Below are 21947 nucleotides of genomic sequence, written 5' to 3'. Positions count from 1 at the left end.
CGCGATTAAATAATTCTAAGTCAAAGTTTCTTCTGTTTTGCATTTTGGGTGGTAATGGCCGCATTACAACAACCAGAGAAATCAATTACAGCTTAAATGATGCAATTGTTCAGAACGGGAACCGTTTTTGGACCGGTTTGCGTTTATGCAGCCGAAACCGCCGGGTCAGGCTTTCGCGCAATTGTTCGGCAGTGGGCCGGGGCAATTCGATGGCCTTGCGCGGGCGGGGGGCATCGGTCGGGGTGTCTTGCGGGGCAGCGGGATTGTCCGGTGATGGCTGTTCGGCAAACAGGTCAACCGGGTCGGCCTGGTCTGCGGCAAACAGGTCGGAAACCCCGACACCCAGAAGCCGGTATTTCGTGCCGTCGACTTCCTTTTTCAGTAAAGTCAGCGCCGCATCAAGAATGACATCCTCGCGGATGGTCGGATATGTCAGGCGCATGTTGCGGGTACGGGTTTTGAAATCGGCCGATTTCAGTTTCAATACCACCGTATGACCGGCAATTTCCTTACGCGCAAGGTCGCTTGCCACGCGTGCGGTCAGGCGGGTGGCAATATCGGTAAGTTGTGCAAGATCGGCGATATCGTCATTGAATGTCGTTTCCGATGACAGGCTTTTGCGTTCGGTGCTTTGTTCAACCCGGCGATTGTCCTGCCCGCGCGAGAAATAATAGAACCGTTTGCCAATACTGCCATAACGCCCCTGAAGGGCATGGATATCAAGTTCCTGAAACTGTCCGATCCGGGTGATGCCATCAAGATGGAGCTTGCGTTCCATGGCCGGGCCGACCCCCCACATCATGCGCACGGGCTTGTCGGCAAGAAAATCCACAGCTTCCTGCGCCCCGATCATGGAAAAACCGAATGGCTTGTTCAGGTCCGATGCGATCTTTGCCAGAAACTTGTTATAGGACAGCCCGATCGAAACCGTGATGCCAACCTCGTTGCGGATGGTGGATTGCAGTTCAATCAGGCATTCGGCTGCGGACTTGCCATGTGTTTCCTGTGCCGTGGTCAGATCCATGAAGGCTTCGTCAATCGAAAGCGGTTCGATATCGGGGGTAAGTGCGCGCATCATGTCGCGAATGCGATATCCTTCGCGTTGATATTTCTTCATATCAGGTGGCAGGAATATCCCGTCAGGGCACAATTCGCGCGCCTTGAAGGCGGGCATAGCCGAACGTACCCCGTATTTGCGCGCCACATAGCAACAGGTCGAAACAACCCCCCGATGTCCGCCGCCAATAATCACCGGCTGATCGGCCAGTTCGGGGCGGTCGCGCTTTTCGATCGAGGCATAAAACGCATCGCAATCAAGATGCCCGATCGACAGGTCTGGCAGTTCGCCATGGGCAATCGCGCGTTTGCATCCGCAAACCGGGCAGGGCACATAGGAGCCCGCACCGCTTTTGGGCAGTGGCTGGTCAATATGCAGTCGCCATTTGTGATGGCAGTCGGGGCAAAGCGCGTACAACATGCCTATTTGTACTTCTTTTGTTCCTTGAATGCCAAGGGCCGAAATGCGCAAAGCCACCTCAAACCCCAAGGTTCCTGTCAGTAACTGTCAGGAGGCCAAACAAAAAGCCGGGAAATTCCCGGCTTGTTTGCGGTGCCTTGGAAAAGGCAGGATTATTTTTGCTTTTGGGCAGCCTTCTGGGCGCGTTTTGCGCGACGCTGACGGGCGATCATATTGTCGATATAGCGCCCCTGGAACAGGGTGATGCCCAGTGACTGACCGAATTTGATCGCAGTCGGCGTATCACAACGGCACAGGATAACGCGTTCGCGGCCCGAGTTTTTAACAAGGGTATCCATTTCGCCGTATTTCTTGCGGATGACATTGTCAGTCATTTCTTCGCGCCAGGCGACTTTGATGAAATCGGCCTTCAGGCTTTTGCGATCGACAAAGGACAGGGATTCCACCGTCAGGTTATCGATCAGAATGCGATAACCGCGCTTGTGGAAGTCATCACGCACACTGAGATAGGTCTCAAGGTTTGAAAACAGATCGACCTGATTAAGCTCGATAATCACGTTGCCGGGCCACTTGCGCCGGACCGTCTCGTCAAACTTGTCAAAATCCTTGGAGGTCAGGGTGCCAAGATTGAGATTGATCGAGAACGAGCTGGCATGTGTCTTGAACGTCCGTTTGCACAAATAATTGAGCATCCGTTTATCGAGCACTTCTGTCATGTGCTGAAACAGCCAGCGGTTCGATGCCAGATCGATATTGGGCATCAAGGCATTGCGCAAATCGGCGATCGATACAAAGAATTCGTCAAAGACCGGGTGCAGTTCCTTTGACCCGCCATGGGCAAAAACGCAAACCGGCTGTTGGCGGATATGTTCGGACAGATCGGCCGAATGGATTGTTTCTTCAAGCTGCGCGAGATTTTCCGCATTGATCGGCTTAAGGGTTTCGTCCTTTTCGCGCTGCATGGCGGTGCGCATGTTGCTGCTTTGCTGCAACTTTTTTGCGCGCTCGTCGAGATGCTGGCACAGCAACAGGAATTCCTGGAATTCGGTATTGAGGTTGTACCAGGTGCAGAAACCGGTTTCTTCGCTTTCGTCCTGGGACAGCGGGTCGTCACGGAAAAGATAACGCAATGTATCGACAGCCGGTTCGACATCGGCAATCGATTTGTCTTTCCAGACGAAAATCAGATCATTGTTGGTCAGGACAAAAATACGTCCGACATACAGTTTGACGTAACTTTCAAAGGTATTGGTCGCGACGCGAATATGATAGTCGCGGCGATGGAACGGTTTCATGCGTGACAGGTGAATATGCACGGCACGGTGCCCGTATTTACGGGTTTCAAGCCGTTGGACATAATCCAGCAACAGGTATTCCTGAAGGGCCTGTTGGCCAAATTGCTGCGGTTCGATCACGCGCGACCCCTGAAAGAGAAACTGTTTTTATCGTTACAGGTTGGTTGCATACACCCAAGAACGAAGTTTGATCAAATCATAATGTTCTGAAGCACAGGTTAATGGGGCGAACCATCATTATTTATATGAATTATAGATATAAAAGAGCAAGGGCATGATGCACTGCCAAACGGATTTAATCGGCAAACGGGATCGATGCTTTTGCAAGGCCGGGCAACAGCGATTGCCGCTTTAACGAATTCTTGGCAAGCAGGATGCAAAATCAATGTGATATGGGGAAATCATTACCGGTTTTTCGCTGGTATTGGGCCAGATGTTGCCGCATGATTTCCAGGGACATGGTTTAGACAATAGGGGGTTGGCGCCATGCAGGTATCCGCAAAGCGGACCGGGAACTGGCTGAAAATCGGCAAGGGGATTGCCGTGATCGGCATGGTTTCATGGGTGTCGGCCTGTGCGCCGCTGCTGGATCAGGACTTTTGGGACGAAGCGACGTCCTTTGCGGATGACAATTATACTGCCCTTGGCCTGCAGCAACTGGCGACGGGGGATTATGCATCTGCCGAAAAGCTGTTTGACGAAGCCTTGCGCAAAAATCCGCAAGACGGTCATGCGATGCTGTGGCGTTCGGTGCTTTATCAAAATACCAACCGCCCGGACCGTGCGCGTGATGGCTATGACACGCTGATTGCCATGAACCCGCCGGGCACGGTTTTGATGTCAACCGCATCAGGCACACAGCCGCGCCCGTTGCGCGATGCCGCCGAATTCAACCTCAAACGGTTGCAACGCGGTCTTCCCGGATCGCTCAGCATCAATGATCAGATCGTTACCGGTCCGTCAGGGCTTGGCACAGGGGGCGGATCGGCGATGGCCGTGTCCCCGATGGCCGCCAATACCCAGCCGGTCATGACAAGTTCACCGACCCGCGCAATGGACATTCCGGCCGGTGCAGCACTGTCAGGTGGGGACGAGGCGATTGCAAAACGCTTTTCGATTTTGCGCAATCTGCAATCGACCGGCCTGATCACGCCCGAAGAATATTCTGCACGCCGTTCGGCCAATCTTGGTGCGTTGCTGCCCATGAGCCAGCCCGCGCCATCGGCATTCCTGAACAATCCGCCGCCCGATGGATCACAGGTCGAGCAACGCCTTAATCAGTTGAACCGTGCGCTTCAGATCGGGGCGATCACGGTGCAGGAACATGTGGCGGAACGCACCGCCATCCTTGATGCGTTGTTGCCCGCCCAACCGCGCCAGCGCGCTGTTCCGCCACCCGCGCCACAGGGCCTGATGGATGCGGCCCGCCAGATCGCGCGGATTGAGGATCTGCAAGATATGAAACTGGTCACGCCGGACGAGTTCAAACGTGAACGTGATGCGATCGAAGCGGCAATCGTCGAACCGGCCAAGGGCAATGTCGTGACCCTTAATTCCGGCGAACCGGTGCGCCGTGTGGCGACAGGCGAAAGTCGCCCGGTCCAGGCTGGCGAGGAAATGGCAAAGGCCGCCGCACCGGTTGCTGCGAGTGGCAGCAAGTCGGTGCATCTGGCATCCTATCGCAATGAAGGGCAGGCCGAACGCGGTTGGCAAATCCTGTCAGGCCGTTATGCACAGCTTGCACCGCTTCAGCATGGGGTGACCAGGGCCAGTATTCCGGGCAAGGGTACATTTTACCGTCTGATGGCAACGGGGCTCAGTGACAGTGCGGCCAACTCGCTTTGTGCGGAACTCAAACGTCGCGGGCAGTTCTGCGAAGTGAAGTAGTGCACATGGCATCACGGGCAAAATGCCCTATATACTGATCGAAATGACGCCGGTGGGGATGAACGTAACCACCGGCGTTGTTGTTTTTGGTCGACATGTCGACGGGAAGGCACGGGCAAGATGATCTTTATCTTCAGTGATTTTGGTGTGAACGGTCCCTATAGCGGGACAATGCGTTCGGTCTTGATGCGCAATGCGCCTGAATGTGCTGTTTGTGATCTGATGGTTGATGCGCCGGACCGTAACCCCAAGGCGTCAAGTTATCTTCTGGCGGCCCTTCGTCGTGAATTCCATCGCGGTGATGTGGTGCTGGGTGTTGTTGATCCGGGAGTGGGCAGTGCACGCAAGGGGATCGTTGTCACAGCAGACGGTGTGACATATGTCGGGCCCGATAATGGTCTGTTTGAAATGGTAATCCGCAAATCCGATGATGTTCAGCTGCGCTGTATCGACTGGCAGCCGGAAAACCTTTCGGCCAGTTTTCATGGCCGGGATCTTTTCGCACCGGTCGCGGCCTGTGTTGCCACCGGCCAGGAATTTACCTGCCATGATCTGACCTTGGATCAGCGTTATGGTGATGCCATGGAATGGCCCGATGAACTTGATGAAGTTATTTACATTGATACATACGGTAATCTCATGACCGGACTTCGCGCTTGCGGACCGGATGATACGGTTGCTGTGAATGGTCAGGCCGTTCCAATGGCGCGTACATTTTCGGACGTGCCGGTGGGCAAGCCTTTCCACTATGGCAATTCGATCGGTTTATGTGAAATTGCCGTCAATTGCGGGCGGGCAGACCGGCTGTTTGATGCGGAGATCGGAACAAAGGTTTGCGTCACACCGGCAAATTTGCGCAATCCCTGATTGGTTTGTGAAAATAAAATGCTATCTTTCAAGGATGTTACAGCATTGATCCGTATCGCACTGTCAACGGATGGACGGGGTCTTTTGAATGTCGATTGAGGTTAAATTCTGGGGAGTTCGCGGAAGCATTGCCTGTCCGTCGCCCGACCATGTGGTGTATGGCGGGAATACGAGCTGTCTGGAAATGCGGGTCGCGGGCAAGGTGCTGATCTTTGATGCCGGGACCGGCATTCGCAATCTTGGCAAGGACCTGATCCGGCGCAAGGTGACCGAAGCCACCATCTTTCTGACCCACACCCATTGGGATCATATCAACGGATTTCCGTTTTTCGTTCCGGCCTATAACCCGAAGGCGGCCTTTCATGTCATGGCCGGGCATTTGACCGACCAGGGCGGGGTTGAACGTGTGTTTTCCGCGCAAATGGCCAATCCGACATTTCCGGTGCCGCTTTCGGCGATGCAGTCAAAACTGACATTCGAGGATTTTACTGTCGGCGATGATCTTCATCCGGGCGAGGGGATTGTTATTCGCACCGCACCGCTGCGCCATCCCAATGGTGCAACCGCATTTCGGGTCGAACATGGCGGACAGGCGGTTTGCTATGTCACCGATACCGAACATGAACCGGGAAAGCCTGATGAAATTATTCTCGATTTCATCCGGGATGCGGATCTGGTGATTTATGACAGCACCTATAGCGACGAAGAATTCCCGCAAAAAATCGGGTGGGGGCATTCCACCTGGCAGGAAGGCATTCGTCTTTGTCGTGCGGCCAACGCAAAACGGCTAGCACTGTTCCATCATGATCCGGACCACAATGACGCCGTGATGAGCGCCATTGAACAACAGGCAAAATCGACCTGGTCCGGCGCCTTTGCTGCCCGTGACGAGATGGTGCTGGTGATCTAATAGGCTTGCTGGTTGCTGCCCGCCTGGGACGTCAGATGTTTCCGTGAACTTTCAAGTCACCCGTGGAGCAAGCTGATGCCAGGCAGATCAGAACATCCGTGAATATTTCGGGAATACGCGGATTTCAATGCGCCGGTTTGCCTGACGGTTTTCTTCGATCGGGTTGCCGGCATCGTCATTGTTTGGCAGTTTGGGTTTGGTATCGCCATATGATATCGCCCGCATGCGTTTCTGGTCGGGGTCAACACCCAGTGCCCCGAAAAAGCGGACAACGGCGATGGCACGGCCCGCCGCCAATTCCCAGTTTGACGGAAAGCGCGGGGAGCTTATCGGGCTGTCATCGGTATGGCCGGTGACTTCGATCTGAAAGCCGAGATAGCGGGGTTCCTTTAAAAGGTCCGCGACGTCTTTGAGAAACAGGACAGCATCCTTGGTCAGATTGGCCGATCCCGGCTGAAAGAAGGCGCCGCTTCCCATTTCCATCAGAATGCCTTCGTCGTCGGTCGATACATTGACCGCACTGTCCATGGCAATATTGAACACAACGTCCTTGAGATCGGTTTCAAGAACCTGGGTCGGACGCACGACATCGCGTTTGCCGATCTGTTCGGCGATACCTGCCTGGACTTTTTCAAACACCGGCAATTCAACTTTGGAAAAGCTGACAAGCATGACAAAGAACGCCATCAAAAGAGTGATGGCATCGGCATAGGTGGCAAGCCAGTCTTCGTTGACTTCTTCTTCGACAGTGCGGGGGATACCCTTTCTGCGGCGGGCCATGACAGATTTTCCTATTTCGCAGATTTGTCGATGTTGAAGTGAATGGCCGGATCAAGGAACGAATTCATGCGATCCTGAATGGCGCGCGGGCCTTTGCGATCGGCCAGCATGATCAGGCCTTCGGCAATCAGATAATTGCGAAACCGCATGATTTCTTCGCGCTGCTGAATTTTGCTGGCCGCGGGTAAAAAGAAAAACCGCGCAGCCACAATCCCGTAAAGCGTGGTGATCAGCGCAATGGCAAGCCCTGCGCCAAGCGATGTCGGGTCATCGGCCATTTTATCAAGCATGATCACAAGCCCGACCAATGTGCCGATCATGCCAAATGCCGGGGCGGCGGCGGCCATGCTTTTCAGGATCGAGACCGGCACAAGGTTGCGGCCAAAGGCATTATCAATGGCGTTGTGAAGCATTTCGGCGGTTTCATCACCGTTATAGCCGGTAATCACGACTTCCATCGCCCAGCCCAGAAACGGTTCGTCCTTGGCGACCCGTTCGGCTTCCTGTTCAAGGGCGTTGATGCCCTTTTTCTGAAGAAGGTATCCCCATTTGACAACCCGGCCGACTTCGCCGGTCAGTTGCCCGCGGCCCATTTGCGGGGCACGGAAAATCTTGAAGATCAGTTTAAGCGCCAACAGAACATAGCGCGCTTCATAGGCAATAAAGGTCGCGGCCAAGGTGCCGCCAACCACCATCAGCGCGCTCGAAAGGCTGACAAATACAAGGTAGTTGTCGGTCGAAATAAAGATCGATCCGACAAAAAGTCCAAGGCCAACCATTATGCCCAAAATCGTCGTAAACGACATTGTTCCCACAATCCCCCAAGCGTCGATCGGTCGACCTTTCGATCCGTCGATCCGTCGAGCTGTCGTTTCCCCCGACGACCAACCGTATCGGGGTATTGTCGCGATCCTGCCCGTAATTATAATTATTCTATAAGTTTTTACGTAAGAATAGGTCCATAAAAGCTTGAGGTCTGGTTAATTTCGAATTTAACAAAAGTCTAATGCGGTGCGTTATGCCTTGGTTTCAATGGCTTGGGCAGATCGAAAAAGGATCTAAAACAACGCAAAGACAGACCCGCAGGGTCCGGAACAGTCATGAACATTCATGAACCGTTGCGGTGGACATAGTTTGAAATCAGCCGGGCGATCGTTTTGTCTTTTTCAAAATCGGTGATCGCGGCATTGACCTTGTCGATCAGATTGCGACAGGGCGACAATCTGGAAAAGGCCATATACATCTTTTCGGATTTTATCGGCGTGTTTGAAATGGTGATGTCGGTGCCAAGGGATGCGCGCCGTTCGGATCGCTGAAGGGTATAAAGCCCCTGGACACCATAATTTGCCCGTTTGCTGGCAATCATGTCGATCATCTGGTCTGTTGTATTGACCCGCATCATCGTCAGATGTTGTTCGATGAACTGATCAAAATCAGCTCCCCAACTGTCGCCGCGCGTGGTAACGCCGACCTTGCCGACAAGATCATACCAGTCGCGGAAGTCAAATGCTGCATCGGCCATGGTAAACATGACAATCGGGTCTTCGGCATAGGGCAGGGTATAAAGATAACGGGCTTCGCGTTCCGGCGTCTTATAGATCGCCACCAGAAGATCAATATCCCCGTCCGTCAGGTTCTTTACCGCCCGTATCCACGGGCCGACATTTCGGATTTCAACGCGAACCCCGATTTTGCGGGCAATCAGACGGATCAGATCAATCGACGCCCCGCGAAAGGTTTCATGTTCGGTATAGTTGAAGGGCGGATAATCAATATGGCCGGAAACAATCAGATGATGGCAGCTTTTGCGCAGCCGGTTATCCGACGCATACAGATCAGGTGCCCAAAGCAGCATGGTTGCCCATATCGCAATCAGCATGAACGAAAATCTGCGGGGCCGTCCCCGGTATGGTGTGCCAGATGCCGGAATGTTTTGCATAAATCTTCATTTTTGCCTGCAGGGGGCAAAATACAAGACTGGCGACAAAACAACCTGCGCGGGATGTTCTGTCGCCAGATGCGTCAGTATCGGATTGTATCCGTTTTTGAAAACGGATGTCTGGGTCAGGTGGCCCGAATGTCGGCAAGGAAACGGTCAACTTCGGAGCGCAAATCATCAGACAGGGATCCAAGTTCACGCGCGACATCAAGAACCTGATGAGCAGCATGATCGGTATCGGCAACGGTGTTGCTGACCTGTTCGATATTGCTACTGACTTCCTGGGTGCCGACAGCGGCCTGTTCGACATTTCGCGCGATTTCGTCCGTGGCGTCGGCCTGTTCACCGACCGCGGTTGAAATGGTATGGGCCATTTCGGTGATGCGCGAAATCACATCCGATATATCGGCCATGGAACTGACTGTTTTGCCGGTTTCTTCCTGAATGGCGGTGATTTGATCGGCAATTTCGTTGGTGGCGCGGGCTGTCTGGTTGGCAAGGTTTTTGACCTCGGCTGCAACCACGGCAAAGCCCTTGCCGGCTTCGCCGGCCCGGGCGGCCTCAATCGTCGCATTCAGTGCCAGAAGGTTTGTCTGTCCGGCGATGTCGCTGATCAGGGCGACGATTTCGCCAATACGACCGGCAACTTCCGAAAGACCCTGAACCGTTTCCGATGATTGTTCGGCTTCGCGTGATGCCTCCGCTGCAACCCGGGTGGAGGCATCTGCCTGTTCGCCAATTTTGGAAATGGAAGAAGACAGATGGTCGGCCGCATCGGCGACGGTGCGCACATTTACCGTGGCCTGTTCGGAGGCGGCGGCAACCGTGGTTGCACTTTTGCTGGCGCGGTCGGCGGTTTCAACCAGACCATTGGCGGTGGTTTGCATTTTACCGGCCGAACTTGATACCGCACCGACAATCTTGGCAATGACGCCTTCGAAATTGCCGATATGCTGTTCAAGCTTTTTCATCCGTTCTTCACGCCGCTGGGAGGCGGCCTGTTGTTCGGCTTCCATCTGTTTTTTGGCAATGGCGTTGGTGCGGAACACTTCGACTGATTTGGCCATGCGCCCGATCTCGTCCCGGCGCGACAGGGCGTTGATGTCAAAATCGGTATTGCCCTGGGCAAGTTCGGTCATGTCCCGGCCAAGATCGGAAAGCGGTGCGGTTACGATCCGGGTCAGCAATACGCGCATGCCAATAATGGTGGCGATGGCAATGGCCAAACCGCCAAGAACGATGCCGATCAGAATTTTGTTGGTTTTTTCCTGTTCGGCGGCAACCGAAAGACTTGAAGACAGAACGGCAATCACGTCGCCTTTTTGGGCATCCATCGCGCCATGGCAACTAAAACAGACCTCGCGGTCGGCCCCCTTGGTTTCACCAAGGACAATCGGCATCGACATGCGATAGGTGCCGTTTTCAGTATAGCGCCCGATCAGTTTGCCTGTTTCGATGGCTTCGATATCAATGTCGTCGCGCGGGGTTTTGATCGGCTTGTCGCCGTATTCTTCCATATATGCCTGTGTGGTTGGTCCCCAGGCCGACCAAAGTTCACCGGGATAATCCGCATTGCGGCTGTCAAACCAGTTATTGAAGACATGAATGCCGATGTCATCGACATCATCGGGGCGGGCCGCCATGACATTGACGATCAGCGCATGCAATGAGGTCAGTTCATTTTCGCTGAGCTGACGCAACTTGCTGTCCATCGCGTTTTCTTCAACCACGGTCATCATCAAAAGCGCAATGACAACGGTTGACGTCACGCCAAATGCCGATGCCCACATAAAGCGTTTGCGTATGCCCATTGCATTGAAGGCAGACAGAATTTTCATGTTCATTCCCCGGTGCGATGACGGAAACAGACACCTTGTTCGGCCGGTTTCGCATTGTCCTGAATGGTTGGAACAATGCATGATCGTCAAAGTCCCGCCTTGATATGACTCAAGTCATCAATGATATCGGGACGGTTCGGGGGCCAACTCGATGCGCAATGGGTGCGCGATTGATCCCCGAACAGACTGCACAGGGCTTGTTTTGATGTGATGGAAAAGGCATAAGCAGGCCAACAAGTATCGCACCCAACCTACTGGAATGAACAGGACCGGCAGATGACGCTTTCCTATAGCGACACCCGTAAAAAGCTTGATCAGATCACCGCGGAAATGCTGGGTCTGATCCGTAAATACGATCTGGATGCCGCAAGCCCGTTTGACGTGATCGAAGTCGCACGCGCCAAGATTACCGATCAGAACGACTATATCCGGTTTCTTGAGCTGTCGCTCGAAGGGCGGATCTATGGCGAGTATGGCGATGCGCTGCAAAAGCAGATCGACGAAGAAGCCAAGATACAGGCGGCAAAAACCGTAAACTGATACTCGTCGCGTTTGTTTGCGATTGAAAAAAAACATCCTGAACGGCCCGCTTTTCATCGCGAAAAGCGGGCCGTTTTTCAATTGGGGCAGTTTGTCACAAAATCTTCCTGATCTTGTCACGGTCATGCAGTTGAGTGGCCACGAACACCGGACTATATCGCTGCTGTAAAACGCGCATCGGCAAACGGTGCATTTCCTTCGCCGCAATGATGTGCGAATGCCTAACGAGCAACAGGATGGCTGACATGAAAAAGAGTTACGTCCAAACTCTGATGGAAGTCGAAAAAGTATTCGGTCAGATCAATGACCATGATTACCGCCTTTATCGTGCGGTCTGGGGCAATCGCCAGGCCGCCCAAACCGGACTGCCGCGCGGAACACGCGCGGAAATCAGCAAAAAGCTGGCAAATGATTTCGTCGCAATGCGAACGCAAAACCACCGCGCCCATGTACGCACCCAAGGACGTGCAATGACACCGCACGCCGCCTGAACGCGATTTGGCGTTCCGGCCGTTGGTGCAGCTTTTTGATGAAGCTTGCCATTCCGGCAGCTTTCAGGCATCAAGTGTCGCCGTATGCGCAGCAAGCCCGGATATGACCGGGTTCTGTGTGCGCGATATGCGAACCACCTGAAAGCTGGCCGGAGTATCCCATGTCGATTAAGTCGTTGATCCGTACCATTCCTGATTACCCGAAAAAGGGGATCATGTTCCGCGACATCACGACCCTGTTTGAAGATGCTGACGGCCTGCGCGAAGTCATCGACAGCTTTGCCGCAGAATTTCAGGACAAGAAAATCGACATGATCGCCGGGATCGAAGCACGCGGCTTCGTGATTGGTCCGGCGGTGGCACTTGCACTGGGCGTGGGGTTTGTCACCATCCGTAAACAGGGCAAATTGCCGGCCGAAACCATCGGTGTGGAATATGAACTGGAATACGGAACCGACGTGATTGAAATCCACAAGGATGCGATCAAGCCGGGCAGCCGTGTTCTTGTCATGGATGATCTGATTGCAACCGGCGGAACTGCCTTGGCGGCAATTGATCTGGTTGAAAAGGTTGGCGCAGAAGTTGCCGCCTGTGCCTTTATCATTGATCTGCCCGATCTGGGCGGGGCGCAAAAGATCCGTGATCGCGGTATCGAGGAATTCCATCTGGTCGAGTTCGAAGGCGACTGAACAGGTCCAATACCGCCGGATCTTTTAAATTTCTGCCATTCCCCATTATATTCATGTATAATGCTTGGGTTGAATTGGTTCGCCGCCCTGCGGCAGGAAAGAGGAAATGATCACACCGGTCCAAACAGCACAGACAACCTCACAAGTCAGCCAGTATGGCCGACTTGCGGCTGCTGGTGCGCGCGGTGTGTCGACAGTTGATCGCAGCACGCAGATCGAAGAATCCTCTCAGCATTATTCCTATAACCCGGATGATGACGGCATTTTGTTCAATGCCTATATCGACGGCAAGAACAAGCGCCAGCCGGGGCAGGGCAACCCGGGCGACCACAAGGATCAGCGAACCGAACAGCGCGCATTGTCGGCCGCCCGGCGGGCAAGCGACCGCGAAGGTGCGATGGACGTCCAGTCTGATCAGGACTTTGCATCCATGCTTGATCCATCCATTCCCTTTGACCTGTCAGCCAATAGCGGCACGTCCTTTTATGCGCTGGTAAATGCGGTGGCGCATGGTGTTGGTGTACGTGGTCGTCAGCTTGATGCATCGGTTTGACCCGGATTTGACCGGGTTGTTGGCGATCATCGCGGGATCAAATCGGCTTGCAAAATTTCCCCGATCGAAGTCGCCGGTGCTTGTTGCCATATGACATAGGCCTTATGATGGGGCATCTTCCCATCAGACCATCGGGCCAGGAATGCAGAACAAGCCGGTTCTCAACACAGTTTTCGAAGCAGCGTTCAGATTCATTGATCTTGCCCTGAACGATAACGAATATCTGCAACCGCAAAAATTGCACCGTTTGCTGTATCTGGCCCAGGCCTATTACGGGGCGAATTATCACGGCAATATGCTGATGCCTGCGATCTTCGTCGCTGAGGAGTTCGGCCCGGTCGAACCCAACCTTTATGCGGTGATGGAAGAAAGCCGTCCTGATGTGCGGCTCAAACCGATTGACCCGAAAACGGCCCATTTCCTTGAAAGCATCTGGTCGCAATTTGGTCATCACACGGTCGAACATCTGAGCATGACGGTGCGCAACCATCCGCCCTTTACCAAGGCCTATAAGGATGGGATCGGAACCATCATTCCATATACGGAGCTGGTGGAGTTTTATGCATCGGTCCGCAAAAGTGCGACCACGCCCGAGGCAAAGGAAGTCGTGCGCCCGCGTGTCATGCGATCGCACAAGGGCAAACCCGTGGCGACAACCGACTGGCTGCCGCGGCGTATCAAGTAATCCCGATCAGGATACGGCATATCCGGATATTTGGCGGTAAACAGGCCGTTATCGGGATCTATTGCCCGACTGTAAGATCAATGCACGGATCCTTGCGGACCATGTCATTGGTAAACCACATGAAATCGACATCATCCCGATTGCCGAACCGTTCGGCATAGTCCTGTGGTTTGGGGGGATTGTCGCTTGGATCGTCGGCTTCGATCAGGCTGACGACTGCAATGTCATTGGCATCAAGACCGGGTTCGAACCGGCTGATATGCCAGGGAACAGCAATGGTGTGGCGCACATGCATGGCGCCCGCGATCAAAAATGCCCCGTCATGATCGGCGGTATTGGCGATATCGGTCATAGCGCGGGCAAGGGACGCATCACGTGCGAACTGAACCGTTGAAAAGCCACCCAGCATGCTTTTGGGCAGGGCGTTGCAATGGCTTTCGGCCATTTCAACACGGAACCGCTCCATAATCTCGTCGGGCATGGCGGGCAGCGAAAGCTTTGTCGCCAGTGTCGCAGGCAGTGCAGCTGTGCCCTCGGCAATGATTGGCCGCAAAAGATCATCTGGCAGATTGCCCGCCACCATCGTCAGGTCATGTGTCTTGGCGATTTCGGCGATCGGGGCATAGTCATGCCATGACGGCCAACCGCGTTCTTCCCATTCCAGTGTCTGCCCAAGGTCGGAGATCGGAACTTCCTGCCAGCTTTGATCAAGAAGACCTTGCTGATCGCGGGTAAACATTTCCCAGACCACGGCCCGATGGCGTTGATCGGATTTTGTCAGCGCATCAATCAGTTGGGACTGGTGATGGTGATGGATCGGGTTGTCGTGTTTTTCACCGATCAGGATATATTTCCGGTCCGATAAACGGCGCACAAGTTCATCAAACATGATGTATTCGCCAGCACGCCGATCAAAAATAAGACCGGGCGCAGGCGGCAGCGCATTGATGTCGGCGACATGATGACTGCCGGTGCCGGCTGGTATTTGTACCAGTGCTGGTTCCTGCGTCTGTGCGATGCTGTGCCCGGAAAAAACAAAGCTCCCTGCAATTGCGGCGATCACACCGGCACTGCGAAACAATGCATTTGCGTGAAGCCAGCGAAGAGGGAGCTTTGACATCGATCGTGAAATTCCAGATTGATAGATGGTTCGGTTTATTTGCTTAACCGCAATGCTGTTTCCAGGTCGTTAACAAGATCATCTGCATCCTCGATCCCGACCGAAAGGCGGAGCAAATCGCCCGGAACCGGGCTTGTCGGGCCTTCGACCGAAGAACGATGTTCGATCAGGCTTTCGACACCGCCAAGTGACGTTGCCCGTTTGAAAAGTTGGCACTGATTATGGAAATCAACCGCGCGCTTTTCGCCGCCCTTGACCCGGATCGAAAGCATGCCGCCAAATCCGCCGATCATCTGTTTGGCCGCGATATCATGCCCGGCGTGGCTTGCTAGGCCCGGATACTGGACCTGTTCGACTTCGGGGTGGTTTTCGAAATGTTTGGCAATGGCCATCGCATTGGCCGATGCCCGTTCAACACGGATCGAAAGCGTGCGCATCCCGCGCAGCAAAAGCCAGGTTTCAAACACACCAAGAACCGCACCGCCAGACGCATGCTGTTTGCACACACGTTGCCAGTATTCGCTGTCTGATGCAGCGGTCAGCGATCCGGCCAGAACGTCACTGTGACCATTGAGGTATTTGGTCGCCGAATGCATGACGATATCTGCACCAAATTCAATCGGGCGGGTCAAAAGCGGGGTGGCAACGGTATTGTCGACAACCACCTTTGCACCGGCCTTGTGCGCCAGTTCGGCAACAGCTGCAATATCGGTGATCTGCCAGTCCGGGTTGGCCGGGGTTTCAAGCCAGACCAGTTTGGTCTTGCCCGCAACAATGTGCTTGTCCCAGTCAGCAATGTCGGCGTTATCGACAAAGTCAAAGGACAGGCCTGCACGCACGCCACTATCAAGCATGAAGCTGCGCAGCGCCCAATACATCACCTTGGGGGCAACAACATGATCGCCGGGGCTAAGGGCATGAAGACAGGCAACTGCCGCTGCCATGCCCGATGCAAACAGGCGGGTTTCGCTGCCACCTTCAAGGGTGCTTAATACTTCGCAGGCCTGATCATAGGTCGGGTTGTCGGCGCGCGTATAGCAGCGCCCGTCATGATAGCTGAGATCGGTATTACGCTCGAACGTGGTCGACGGATAAAGCGGCGGTGTGACCGACTTGGTTGCGTCATCAACCCAGCCCAGTGCCTGGGCGGTGATGGTGGCCGGTTTTTGGTTTTTTGCGTGATCAGACATGGTGGCTACCTGATTTTGTTGAGATTTATTGCCGCGCAACATAACGTGGTTCGCGCCACACACCAAACTGTAATCCAATCCAGAGGCCCCGACATGACCAATTACCCCGAAATCACCCTGCCAAAGGAATGCGACGTTGTCGTTATCGGTGGCGGAATCCATGGATCTTCCAGTGCCTATTACCTGACCAAGGCGGGGATGAAGGTGGTTCTTCTGGAAAAGGATACGATTGCATCCCATCAGTCAGGCCGGGCGTGGGGATTTGTCCGTCAGCAGGGGCGCGATCCGGTTGAATTGCCGCTGATGATCGAATGCAACCGCATCTGGCAAGGGTTGGAAAAGGAACTGAATGCCGATCTTGAATGGCGTCAGGGCGGGGTTCTGTTTGTGGCGCGCGATGACGCGGAAATGGCCGATTACGAACAATGGATCGAAGACGCCAAGGGTTTTGATATTGAAACCCGGGTGCTGTCACCAAAGGGTGTCGAGAATATAACGCCGGGCATCACAACGCCCGGTGTCGGGGGTATTTACACGCCATCGGACGGGCAGGCCGAACCGAAAAAAGCCGCACCGGCCATCGCCAGACGTGCCAGCGAAATGGGCGCGGTGATTGCCGAGGGATGCGGCGCGCTTTCGATTGAAACAACCGCGGGTGCGATCAGTTCGGTGGTTTCGGAAAAGGGCGAAATCAAATGCAAATATGTGATCTGTGCGGCCGGTGCCGCCACCCATAAATTCGTTGCCAATTTCGGCCGCCGACTGCCACAGCAAACCACGCGTGGCACCGTGATCCGTACAACGCCCGTGCCCGATATCTCGGCGGCCGGGACGCTTGCTGCGGGTCTGGCCTTTCGTCAACGCACTGACGGGTCGATGAATATTGCGGATGAATTCATGACCGATATCGATTTGACCCTTGGCCGTTTCAAATATGCCAAGGCCTTTGCGCCGGGGCTTTTTGATAACTGGGCGACCTTCAAGTTCCACCTTAACAAGCGGTTCTTTGATGATCTGGTCGATCGTCTGCCGGGATCAGAAGCATCGAAGCAACCAATGATCGGACGGCGCACCAATCAGGCGGAACCCTATAAGGTGCGTGTCAGCAACGCGATGGCCAATCTGCAAAAGGTTTTCCCGCAGATCAAACAGGTCGGCATCGTTGACAAATGGGCCGGTGATATTGATGTCACCCCGGATGCCGTGCCGGTCATTGATCAGTTCGACAATCCCAAGCACTTCTTTGTCGCTACGGGCTTTTCGGGGCACGGATTTGCCATGGGGCCGGTGGTCGGCAAGGTTCTGGCAGACTGGATCACCACCGGACAGCCATCCATTACCCTTGCGGGGATGGAGCTTTCGCGGTTTGAAGACGGATCGGTCCGTCGTCCCCGCACGCGGGTCTAAATCCCGCATTATCAAAGTTTGGACGGGATGGTGTAAGCAACGTCACATCATCCCGTTATCTCTTCAGAATTTCCTTGCAGAACAAATGTAATGTTATAACATATCTTTAATGATGTGCAGGACGGCGTTTCCTTGCAGATCAGAAACGATGCGGATCGCCCGTCTCCCAATGGGTGGTCGTGGATCGGACGAAACCGGCAGCGTTTACACGCTGCCGGTTTTGTTTGTTATTCGGCGCTGATCGAAATGGCATGCGGTTCGGGGGCAGCTGTGGCCTGCTTGCCTGCAAAGAACCGGGTCGCGCCAATCGGCGGGGCAATAAAGTCATCATCGCCAAGACCCGCTTCCTTGCGGGCCGATGCCAGTCGCTTGGGCGGTTCATCAACCGGTTCGGCCGTCAGAACGAATGTCCCCCAATGGATGGCAAGTGCCTGTTTGACGCCCATTGCCTGCATGATCTGAACGGCTTCTTCGGGATTGCAGTGGGAATTGCGCATGAAATCGCGCGGATCATAGGCCCCGATCGGGATCAGGCCGAAATCAATCCCGCCATGCTGCTGGCCCAGTTCGGTAAACAGGGCCTCGTTCCAGCCGGTATCGCCGACAAAATAGAACCGGTAGCCATCGGCGAATTCAAGAATGTAACCACCCCAAAGCATTTCCTTGCGGTCCTTGGTGGTGCGGCTTGACCAATGGTTGGACGGCACATGGGTGATTTTGACATCCCCGTGATGGTGGCTTTCATCCCAATCAAGTTCAACATAGCGATCAGGAGTGATGCCTGCCTTTTCCAGCAACGGCCCGTTTTTAAGCGGCAACACATAACGCGGCACATCGCCAAGAACGGTCAGGCTGGCAAGATCGAAATGGTCGTAATGATTGTGTGACAGCAACACCAGATCAAGCTTGGGTAACTGATCGATGCTTAAGCCCGGCTGGCTGTATCGTTTCGGGCCCAGTCGCTTGAACGGTGATGCGCGATCTGAAAATACCGGATCGGTCAGGATGTTAAGCCCGCCATATTGCACCAGAACCGTGGCATGACCGACCCAGGTGACCTGCAAACGGGTCGGGTCCGGGTTTTGGATGGCCTCAAAATCGGGTGTCTCGGTCGCGATTTTGCCGATTTGCTCGGTTGCCTTTGGCCATTTGTAATCGCCCGAGAAACGCAGTTTCAAAAAACGCCAGAACGACCGTTTGACCGGATCGGGCAGGGGATGACGGTTTTCAAAACCGGTTTCGGTATGGTGATCGGGTCGGGATTGGGTTTGCACGCGTCTGTTCCTGCCATCAAAACAATCATGTGATTATGTCTGTCACAAGGTCTGGTGACCAGAAGGTAAACGCAAGTGCCAATGACCCGTATCACGGCGGATGCCACATGAAAAAGGCCGGAGCGCGGGGGACACGTTCCGGCCTTCCTGAAACTTCCGCATCCACCGGGAAAGCGCTGCGGAAGCAGGGGGACTGAATTTTATTCAATCACCGTGGCATAGGTTTCAAGTGCCGGGCTTTCTTTGATCAGGCCCTGCTGCACCATGTAATCGGCAAAACGCGCATAGCGGTTTTTATCAAGGGCGGCCGGACGCAGGGCAAAGCGCGGCAAGGTATCGGCCCATGCCTTGATATTGAGTTCGTCATCAAGGTTCGGATAGGCCGTAATAAAGGCCTTCCAGCTGTCATCGGGATGGTTGATCAGGTACTGCACGCCTTCTTCGAGGGCGGCGAGCATACGGGCAAAGCGCGGATCATTGACCTTGTCATTGCGTACGGTCAGGATCAGCTCGTCATAGGGCGGAACGCCTTCTTCCTCGACATAGAATGCCTTGCCCGGTTTGCCTTCGATTTCCATCTGATTAAGTTCAAAGTTGCGATAGCCGCCAATGATCGCGTCCACCTGTCCGGAATAAAGCGACGGCGACAGCGAGAAGTTCACATTGATCAGCTCGACCTCATCCATCGACACGCCGTGATTGCCCAGCATGGTGCCAAGCAGCGCATCTTCGAACCCGGCCAGCGAATAGCCGATTTTCTTGCCCTTAAGGTCTGCGATTTCCTTGATCGGGCCATCTTCAAGAACGATCAGGCTGTTAAGCGGGGTGGCAACTAGCGTCCCGATACGGGTCAGCGGCAATCCTTCGGCGGCCTGCACATGAAGCTGCGGCTGATAATTGACCGCCACATCCCCCTGACCGGCAGCAACAAGGCGCGGCGGCGCGGACGGGTCGCTTGGTTCAATCAGTTCAACATCAAGGTCATGCTTGGCAAAGAAACCCTTTTCCTTGGCAACGATCAGCGGTGCGTGATCCGGGTTCACAAACCAGTCCAGAAGAATGACCAGCTTGTCGGCGGCAAAGGCCGATGAAGACGTGCCAAGAACCATTGCGCCCAATGCGGTCGCGGTGATCATGGATTTAAGGCGTGACATGGATGAACCTCCGTAAGATGCGCCAAATTATTCGTATGAGGATTTAAACCGCGGCCGATCTGGCTGCGGGGAATTGTATTACCGAACCGGTTTCAGGCTGTCGGGCTGCCAGGGCAGGGCGGCGCGCAGGACGCGATCAACAATGAAATATTGCGTGATCGAAAAGGCGCACAGGATCAGAAGACAGGCAAAAACCATATCAATCTGAACCCGGGCATTGGCATGCAACATCAGATAGCCAAGCCCGTGGCTGGACCCAACCCATTCACCGATCACCGCGCCAATCGGGGCAACGGCGGTGGCAACCCGGAAACCCGATGCAAAGGCCGGAAGAGCAGCGGGCAGGCGTATGTGGGTCAAAAGTCGCCAGCGACTGGCCCCCATGGTCCGTGCCAGATCAAGCCAGCCGGTTTCAGTGCGTGCCAATCCGTCAAAGAAGGCGACCGTCACCGGGAAGAAAATGATCAGGGCGGCCATGGCAATCTTGGATGCCAGACCAAAGCCCAACCAAAGAACCAGAAGCGGTGCCAGGGCAAAGAACGGAATGGCCTGCGACACCAGAAGGATCGGCATCAGCCAGAACCGAACCGGCGAAAACAGCGCCATCGGAATGGCCGCCAGCGTACCAAGGGCGGCCCCGGCAAACAGGCCAATCACCGTTTCGGCGATGGTATATTGCGCGTGATCAAGCAAAACATCATGACGGGCAATCAGGGTGGCCCAGACATCTGCGGGCGTTGGCAGCATGTATTTCGGCGCACCGGTAATCAGAACCAGCGCCTGCCATGTTGCAATCAGCGCAACCACAATGATCAGGGGCCGCGCAAGCATAAGCCAGCGGCGTTCTGTCAGTGGCTTTTTATGGGGATGAGGATTGTTTTGAAGGCTCATGACAAAGCCTCCGCACCATAATCCGTGCTGATATCTGCACCAAGTTGGCGCAATAATTCGGCCTGCTGGGCCAAAATGGCGGGGTCGGTGATGTTGCGCGGGCTCTGACCATCTGGCGTGATCGCATCGGCAAGGGTGGCCGGGGCACCCGACAGGACATGAACATGATCGCCAAGACGCAATGCTTCAAGCGGGTCGTGGGTTACCAGCAATACCGTCTTGCCGCGCAAAACCCGTGCGGCCAGTTCCTGCAAACGTAATCGATTGACCGGATCAAGGGCTGAAAACGGTTCATCCATCAGGACAACCGGGCGATCTTCCATCAGGGTGCGGGCAAGGGCGGCACGTTGTTTCATGCCCCCCGAAAGCTTTGCCGGGCGCAGATGGGCGGCATCGGTCAAACCGACTTCGGCGATCAGGTGTTCGGCGCGCGCATGATCGGGGCGTTCCCCGCGCAAGACCGCACCAAGTTCGACATTTTCGCGCACCGTGCGCCAGGGCAAAAGCAAATCCTGCTGCGCCATATAGGCGATGCGGTTCCTAAGGATTCCGCCGTCAGAACAGGTGATGTTACCGCTAACATCGCCTTCGACCAGACCGGCAAGAAAGCGCAAAAGCGTGCTTTTGCCAACGCCGCTGGGACCGAGCAAACAGGTAAAGCTTCCGGCCCGAAGGGTCAGATCAAGATCATCAAAAACATCAACGCCACCAAATGCCACACGGGCACCCGACAGGTGGATATCGAAACTGGTTGGATTTTGCGCCTGCTGGGGCGCTTGTTCTGTGTCGCGCATTCGATCCTTCCTACGCCGGTCTTAACCGGTTCAGGTTCAAAGGGTCGTTCGGCAACACCGAACCTCTCAGCCGATTTACGATCGGCCCCCCCGGAGATGACGGGACTATGCGCAGTCAAAACGCGTCCGTCAAGTTTTGTGACAATTTGTGTCAGGCGCTGCGCGC

The 21947-nt window shown here is 54.6% G+C and carries 21 protein-coding genes and 1 riboswitch; of the genes, 9 read left to right on the top strand and 12 right to left on the bottom strand.

Going from position 1 to position 21947, the window contains the following annotated elements; all coding sequences use genetic code 11:
- Positions 1-109: 109 nt before the first annotated feature.
- Both SIB88_RS14290 and SIB88_RS14285 read right to left on the bottom strand, forming a co-directional pair.
- Entirely contained in the window at positions 110-1477 is a 1368-nt protein-coding gene (locus SIB88_RS14290; protein ID WP_412558340.1) for a DNA polymerase IV, read from the bottom strand.
- A gap of 152 nt (positions 1478-1629) precedes the next feature.
- A complete protein-coding gene (locus SIB88_RS14285; RefSeq protein ID WP_068519267.1) occupies positions 1630-2892 on the bottom strand; it encodes an EAL domain-containing protein in 1263 nt (420 codons plus the stop codon).
- Positions 2893-3258: 366 nt separating this feature from the next.
- On the opposite strand from SIB88_RS14285, the gene SIB88_RS14280 reads away from it, so the two are divergent.
- From SIB88_RS14280 to SIB88_RS14270, 3 genes are all read left to right on the top strand, one after another.
- Complete coding sequence (locus tag SIB88_RS14280) at positions 3259-4659, top strand: tetratricopeptide repeat protein (RefSeq protein WP_412558339.1); 1401 nt, start codon at positions 3259-3261, stop codon at positions 4657-4659.
- A gap of 120 nt (positions 4660-4779) precedes the next feature.
- The gene (locus SIB88_RS14275; RefSeq protein ID WP_206927435.1) at positions 4780-5526 is read left to right on the top strand and encodes an S-adenosyl-l-methionine hydroxide adenosyltransferase family protein; all 747 of its coding nucleotides are present in this window, start codon (positions 4780-4782) and stop codon (positions 5524-5526) included.
- An 88-nt stretch (positions 5527-5614) separates the two neighbouring features.
- The gene (locus SIB88_RS14270; RefSeq protein WP_412558338.1) at positions 5615-6436 is read left to right on the top strand and encodes an MBL fold metallo-hydrolase; all 822 of its coding nucleotides are present in this window, start codon (positions 5615-5617) and stop codon (positions 6434-6436) included.
- A gap of 87 nt (positions 6437-6523) precedes the next feature.
- On the opposite strand, the gene SIB88_RS14265 is transcribed toward SIB88_RS14270, so the two are convergent.
- The 4 genes from SIB88_RS14265 to SIB88_RS14250 form a co-directional block, all read right to left on the bottom strand.
- Positions 6524-7216, bottom strand: coding sequence for a flagellar motor protein MotB (locus SIB88_RS14265; protein ID WP_412558337.1), 693 nt, complete (start codon positions 7214-7216; stop codon positions 6524-6526).
- 11 nt (positions 7217-7227) lie between these two features.
- A complete protein-coding gene (locus tag SIB88_RS14260) occupies positions 7228-8022 on the bottom strand; it encodes a motility protein A (RefSeq protein WP_068519272.1) in 795 nt (264 codons plus the stop codon).
- 302 nt (positions 8023-8324) lie between these two features.
- The gene (locus tag SIB88_RS14255) at positions 8325-9095 is read right to left on the bottom strand and encodes a substrate-binding periplasmic protein (RefSeq protein ID WP_412558336.1); all 771 of its coding nucleotides are present in this window, start codon (positions 9093-9095) and stop codon (positions 8325-8327) included.
- Between the two features lie 185 nt (positions 9096-9280).
- A complete protein-coding gene (locus SIB88_RS14250; protein WP_412558335.1) occupies positions 9281-10993 on the bottom strand; it encodes a methyl-accepting chemotaxis protein in 1713 nt (570 codons plus the stop codon).
- 276 nt (positions 10994-11269) lie between these two features.
- Between SIB88_RS14250 and SIB88_RS14245 the strand changes: the two genes are divergently transcribed.
- The 5 genes from SIB88_RS14245 (at position 11270) to SIB88_RS14225 (ending at position 13951) form a co-directional block, all read left to right on the top strand.
- The gene (locus SIB88_RS14245) at positions 11270-11533 is read left to right on the top strand and encodes a hypothetical protein (RefSeq protein WP_228195177.1); all 264 of its coding nucleotides are present in this window, start codon (positions 11270-11272) and stop codon (positions 11531-11533) included.
- Between the two features lie 245 nt (positions 11534-11778).
- Positions 11779-12024, top strand: coding sequence for a hypothetical protein (locus SIB88_RS14240; RefSeq protein ID WP_228195178.1), 246 nt, complete (start codon positions 11779-11781; stop codon positions 12022-12024).
- 161 nt (positions 12025-12185) lie between these two features.
- Entirely contained in the window at positions 12186-12713 is a 528-nt protein-coding gene (locus SIB88_RS14235; protein WP_068519277.1) for an adenine phosphoribosyltransferase, read from the top strand.
- Between the two features lie 106 nt (positions 12714-12819).
- Entirely contained in the window at positions 12820-13266 is a 447-nt protein-coding gene (locus tag SIB88_RS14230) for a hypothetical protein (protein WP_206927439.1), read from the top strand.
- 142 nt (positions 13267-13408) lie between these two features.
- The gene (locus SIB88_RS14225; protein ID WP_412558334.1) at positions 13409-13951 is read left to right on the top strand and encodes a Panacea domain-containing protein; all 543 of its coding nucleotides are present in this window, start codon (positions 13409-13411) and stop codon (positions 13949-13951) included.
- A 58-nt stretch (positions 13952-14009) separates the two neighbouring features.
- Here SIB88_RS14225 and SIB88_RS14220 read toward each other — a convergent pair whose 3' ends face one another.
- Together SIB88_RS14220 and SIB88_RS14215 are read right to left on the bottom strand one after the other, a co-directional pair.
- Complete coding sequence (locus SIB88_RS14220; protein ID WP_412558333.1) at positions 14010-15071, bottom strand: ChaN family lipoprotein; 1062 nt, start codon at positions 15069-15071, stop codon at positions 14010-14012.
- 35 nt (positions 15072-15106) lie between these two features.
- Entirely contained in the window at positions 15107-16261 is a 1155-nt protein-coding gene (locus tag SIB88_RS14215) for a trans-sulfuration enzyme family protein (RefSeq protein ID WP_412558332.1), read from the bottom strand.
- Between the two features lie 93 nt (positions 16262-16354).
- Here SIB88_RS14215 and SIB88_RS14210 point away from each other — a divergent pair, with 93 nt between their 5' ends.
- Positions 16355-17668: an NAD(P)/FAD-dependent oxidoreductase gene (locus tag SIB88_RS14210; RefSeq protein WP_412558331.1), complete on the top strand. Its 1314-nt coding sequence runs from the start codon at positions 16355-16357 to the stop codon at positions 17666-17668.
- A 227-nt stretch (positions 17669-17895) separates the two neighbouring features.
- Here SIB88_RS14210 and SIB88_RS14205 read toward each other — a convergent pair whose 3' ends face one another.
- From SIB88_RS14205 to SIB88_RS14190, 4 genes are all read right to left on the bottom strand, one after another.
- Positions 17896-18942: an MBL fold metallo-hydrolase gene (locus SIB88_RS14205; RefSeq protein WP_412558330.1), complete on the bottom strand. Its 1047-nt coding sequence runs from the start codon at positions 18940-18942 to the stop codon at positions 17896-17898.
- A gap of 200 nt (positions 18943-19142) precedes the next feature.
- Positions 19143-20096, bottom strand: coding sequence for an ABC transporter substrate-binding protein (locus SIB88_RS14200; RefSeq protein WP_412558329.1), 954 nt, complete (start codon positions 20094-20096; stop codon positions 19143-19145).
- A 78-nt stretch (positions 20097-20174) separates the two neighbouring features.
- The gene (locus SIB88_RS14195) at positions 20175-20987 is read right to left on the bottom strand and encodes an ABC transporter permease (protein ID WP_412558328.1); all 813 of its coding nucleotides are present in this window, start codon (positions 20985-20987) and stop codon (positions 20175-20177) included.
- A complete protein-coding gene (locus SIB88_RS14190) occupies positions 20984-21781 on the bottom strand; it encodes an ABC transporter ATP-binding protein (RefSeq protein ID WP_412558327.1) in 798 nt (265 codons plus the stop codon). The genes SIB88_RS14195 and SIB88_RS14190 overlap by 4 nt, the downstream gene beginning before the upstream one ends.
- Positions 21772-21883: riboswitch (TPP riboswitch) on the bottom strand. It overlaps the preceding gene by 10 nt.
- Between the last annotated feature and the right edge of the window lie 64 nt (positions 21884-21947).

The organism is Thalassospira sp. MIT121401 (genome assembly GCF_047125595.1).
Taxonomy (GTDB): domain Bacteria; phylum Pseudomonadota; class Alphaproteobacteria; order Rhodospirillales; family Thalassospiraceae; genus Thalassospira; species Thalassospira povalilytica.
This window is presented reverse-complemented; position numbering and strand designations above follow the sequence as displayed.

Excerpts from the sequence above, each read along its gene's own strand:
- SIB88_RS14290 (WP_412558340.1), bottom strand. The coding sequence starts at position 1,477 with ATGTTGTACGCGCTTTGCCCCGACTGCCATCACAAATGGCGACTGCAT.
- SIB88_RS14280 (WP_412558339.1), top strand. The coding sequence starts at position 3,259 with ATGCAGGTATCCGCAAAGCGGACCGGGAACTGGCTGAAAATCGGCAAG.
- SIB88_RS14275 (WP_206927435.1), top strand. The coding sequence starts at position 4,780 with ATGATCTTTATCTTCAGTGATTTTGGTGTGAACGGTCCCTATAGCGGG.
- SIB88_RS14270 (WP_412558338.1), top strand. The coding sequence starts at position 5,615 with ATGTCGATTGAGGTTAAATTCTGGGGAGTTCGCGGAAGCATTGCCTGT.
- SIB88_RS14265 (WP_412558337.1), bottom strand. The coding sequence starts at position 7,216 with ATGGCCCGCCGCAGAAAGGGTATCCCCCGCACTGTCGAAGAAGAAGTC.
- SIB88_RS14260 (WP_068519272.1), bottom strand. The coding sequence starts at position 8,022 with ATGTCGTTTACGACGATTTTGGGCATAATGGTTGGCCTTGGACTTTTT.
- SIB88_RS14255 (WP_412558336.1), bottom strand. The coding sequence starts at position 9,095 with ATGCTGATTGCGATATGGGCAACCATGCTGCTTTGGGCACCTGATCTG.
- SIB88_RS14250 (WP_412558335.1), bottom strand. The coding sequence starts at position 10,993 with ATGAAAATTCTGTCTGCCTTCAATGCAATGGGCATACGCAAACGCTTT.
- SIB88_RS14245 (WP_228195177.1), top strand. The coding sequence starts at position 11,270 with ATGACGCTTTCCTATAGCGACACCCGTAAAAAGCTTGATCAGATCACC.
- SIB88_RS14240 (WP_228195178.1), top strand. The coding sequence starts at position 11,779 with ATGAAAAAGAGTTACGTCCAAACTCTGATGGAAGTCGAAAAAGTATTC.
- SIB88_RS14235 (WP_068519277.1), top strand. The coding sequence starts at position 12,186 with ATGTCGATTAAGTCGTTGATCCGTACCATTCCTGATTACCCGAAAAAG.
- SIB88_RS14230 (WP_206927439.1), top strand. The coding sequence starts at position 12,820 with ATGATCACACCGGTCCAAACAGCACAGACAACCTCACAAGTCAGCCAG.
- SIB88_RS14225 (WP_412558334.1), top strand. The coding sequence starts at position 13,409 with ATGCAGAACAAGCCGGTTCTCAACACAGTTTTCGAAGCAGCGTTCAGA.
- SIB88_RS14220 (WP_412558333.1), bottom strand. The coding sequence starts at position 15,071 with ATGTCAAAGCTCCCTCTTCGCTGGCTTCACGCAAATGCATTGTTTCGC.
- SIB88_RS14215 (WP_412558332.1), bottom strand. The coding sequence starts at position 16,261 with ATGTCTGATCACGCAAAAAACCAAAAACCGGCCACCATCACCGCCCAG.
- SIB88_RS14210 (WP_412558331.1), top strand. The coding sequence starts at position 16,355 with ATGACCAATTACCCCGAAATCACCCTGCCAAAGGAATGCGACGTTGTC.
- SIB88_RS14200 (WP_412558329.1), bottom strand. The coding sequence starts at position 20,096 with ATGTCACGCCTTAAATCCATGATCACCGCGACCGCATTGGGCGCAATG.
- SIB88_RS14195 (WP_412558328.1), bottom strand. The coding sequence starts at position 20,987 with ATGAGCCTTCAAAACAATCCTCATCCCCATAAAAAGCCACTGACAGAA.
- SIB88_RS14190 (WP_412558327.1), bottom strand. The coding sequence starts at position 21,781 with ATGCGCGACACAGAACAAGCGCCCCAGCAGGCGCAAAATCCAACCAGT.